The sequence below is a fragment of the Geminocystis sp. GBBB08 genome (genome assembly GCF_016743215.1).
Lineage (GTDB): Bacteria > Cyanobacteriota > Cyanobacteriia > Cyanobacteriales > Cyanobacteriaceae > Geminocystis.
On record NZ_VRZC01000275.1, the window covers coordinates 1 to 2,535 of the forward strand.

Annotated in this window: 4 protein-coding genes; 3 read left to right on the forward strand and 1 reads right to left on the reverse strand. The window is 31.2% G+C overall.

Annotation, left to right across the window (positions count from 1 at the left end):
* The first annotated feature begins 183 nt into the window (after positions 1-183).
* From FWJ34_RS19125 to FWJ34_RS19135, 3 genes are all read left to right on the forward strand, one after another.
* Entirely contained in the window at positions 184-444 is a 261-nt protein-coding gene (locus FWJ34_RS19125; RefSeq protein WP_308256916.1) for a chlororespiratory reduction protein 7, read from the forward strand.
* The gene (locus tag FWJ34_RS19130; RefSeq protein ID WP_308256917.1) at positions 441-902 is read left to right on the forward strand and encodes a molybdenum cofactor biosynthesis protein MoaE; all 462 of its coding nucleotides are present in this window, start codon (positions 441-443) and stop codon (positions 900-902) included. Before FWJ34_RS19125 ends, FWJ34_RS19130 begins: the two co-directional genes overlap by 4 nt.
* A gap of 406 nt (positions 903-1,308) precedes the next feature.
* The gene (locus tag FWJ34_RS19135) at positions 1,309-1,686 is read left to right on the forward strand and encodes a hypothetical protein (protein WP_308256918.1); all 378 of its coding nucleotides are present in this window, start codon (positions 1,309-1,311) and stop codon (positions 1,684-1,686) included.
* A gap of 82 nt (positions 1,687-1,768) precedes the next feature.
* Here FWJ34_RS19135 and ruvX read toward each other — a convergent pair whose 3' ends face one another.
* Positions 1,769-2,215, reverse strand: a complete 447-nt coding sequence (ruvX, locus tag FWJ34_RS19140; protein ID WP_308256919.1) for a Holliday junction resolvase RuvX — start codon at positions 2,213-2,215, stop codon at positions 1,769-1,771.
* Positions 2,216-2,535 lie beyond the last annotated feature (320 nt).

Below are 2,535 nucleotides of genomic sequence, written 5' to 3' on the forward strand. Positions count from 1 at the left end.
TAAGTAAGTAGGCAAAATTAATTGTATGTTTACTTTATGAAAGACAGAAAATAATAAGCAATAGGCAACAAGGATTATATGTTATTTTAATTAATTTAAAAATTCACAATCTATTTTGCACGAGTACTTAATCTATTCAATATTAACAATAATTAATTCCTCATTCCTCATTACTCATTACTTATGGCTAACTCAATCATGTATCAAGAAGATGGTTATGTAGTGTTAGAAACCAATCAACCAGAAGAATTATTAACAGAATCCGAGTTGTTGAAGAAAATAGAAGTAATTTTAGCAACAAGTCAGTCAGATTTACCCAGTGATATAGCTAAATTTAACACCAGACAAGAACAAGCTCAATATTTGTTACACAATTACTGTGAGTTTAACACCGATGACGATAATTATTTACAATGGTATGTTGTCCGTTGGGAAAAAAAATGACTTGTTTTACTAATTTTGCGATTACTTTTGCCCCCATTTCCATTGCTGAAGTTTATCAGTTAGCAGATCATGCTTCTAATGGTGCGATTGTCATAATGAGTGGCACTGTCAGAAATCAAACGGAAGGAAAACCGGTTAGATATTTAGAATATCAGGCTTACGAGCCAATGGCGATCAATATTTTTCAACAAATAAGCCATCAAATCAAAGAAAAATGGCAAGATACCAATAGTATTATTATTCATCATCGTATCGGTAAATTAATTATAGGAGATATTAGCGTCTTAGTTGCCGTAGGTTGTCCTCATCGTGGAGAGGCTTTTTGTGCTTGTCAGTATGCCATTGATACCTTAAAACATAACGCCCCTATCTGGAAAAAAGAATATTTTGAGGATGGAGTTAGTAGTTGGGTAAGTATTGGTGCTTGTGAAGAATTAATTATTAATAGCCAAAAATGAGAAAAAAATAAGAGTATATAAAGAAATGTAACAGAATCTCAAATCATATCGAAAATAACACTGAAAATCAGTCATTTTAAGCCTTACTGATGATTTTCTAGCACAATTTTTACTAATTAAAAGTAAAGAAATATTACAAAATCCCTCAATTCCGTTTTATCTTCTTTATACTGATGATATAGAAACACAGTCGTTAGTTGTTTTTACTGAAGTTTACAAAAACTTTATATAAAGCGGTGAGGCACATCGTAAGAGCTTCTGAAAAAGAATAATAGTAAGCAAAATTTTATCTTTGTAAGACTTTATTCGATGAAAGAAGAATCACTTATCACTATCTTTGGATTTGAAAGAGTGAATTGTCGAATTTGTTGTCGTTAATATTTATCTTTAGGGAGTATCAAAACCAATGCAAGTATCTAATCAAAACAGTTGGCATAATAGTTATTTGTTCGGTATGTCAAAAAGTTTTCTTATTTGGACATTCACTTTAACCGTATGCTTTTTGGTAGTGGGTTTTCCTTTGGTTGTCATTATGATGACGGTAGGGGTGTTAGCCGCAGTGGTTTTACAATCGATTCTTCCCACAAGTGCTATATTATTAGTGTCGGGTAGTATCTTAGGTATAACTACTATAATAATTTTATTAAGTTCTATATTTTTAACTATTAAAGGAATTCGACCTGATGAAGTACAATGGTTAGGATGGTTACATGACAAAGAAACCATGAAACAAACTTCTGTATATGCTTCTTGCCCTCTAACCTGTGGTATCAATCAGATCTAACTAAATCAACATTGAAAAATGTATAATATAAAATCAACACTGAGATGGTATTTATAAAGCCTATTTCAGTGGTTTTTTTGTTTTAGGATTCTTTTGATTTAAGCACTTTATCACTACGCAGATCTAACCATTGTTGTAAAATAATAGCAGCGGCACGTTTATCAATTAAACCTTTATTATATTGAGAAAATTTTTTGCTCTCTCGAAGTTGTTCTTCTGCTTCCATAGAAGTAAGTCTTTCATCCATAAATTCTAAGGGTAACTCTAAGGCTTTACTTAATCTTTTAGCGTATTTAATGACTTGTTTTGCCTGAAAACCGATTTCTCCATTAATAGTGTAGGGCATTCCCACAATTAAGCGGTAGGCTTCTCTTTCCATAACGATTTTACGGAATGCTTCCACATCATCTTTAAAAGAAGAGCGAATAATCGTAGTTAATTCAGTAGCTAATAAACCTAAACCGTCACAACCAGCGACTCCTACTCTTCTTAAACCAATATCTAACCCTAATACAGAAATTCTTTCCATCAATAATTGTTTATATTTTAAGTGAAGTAGTCTAACTCAAGGAGATTGGGAATTTTCTTCTAATCCCATTGCTAAAAAAAACGAAGAACCGAATCTTATTTCATAAATTGTATCTTTTTTGTCTTAAAAATAAATTGTTACAAATATTAAAAAAAATTTAGTCTTCTTAACTTTCTCTAGTTTAGCTTAAATTTATTCTTAACTATTGCTTTAATAGTTACTAAAAATATAGTCAAATATAACATCGACTAATTTTTAGCTTGATTAGGAGTTATCCTAACTGGACGAACTACAACGCCCTCTATCCCTGAGTCAAAGAC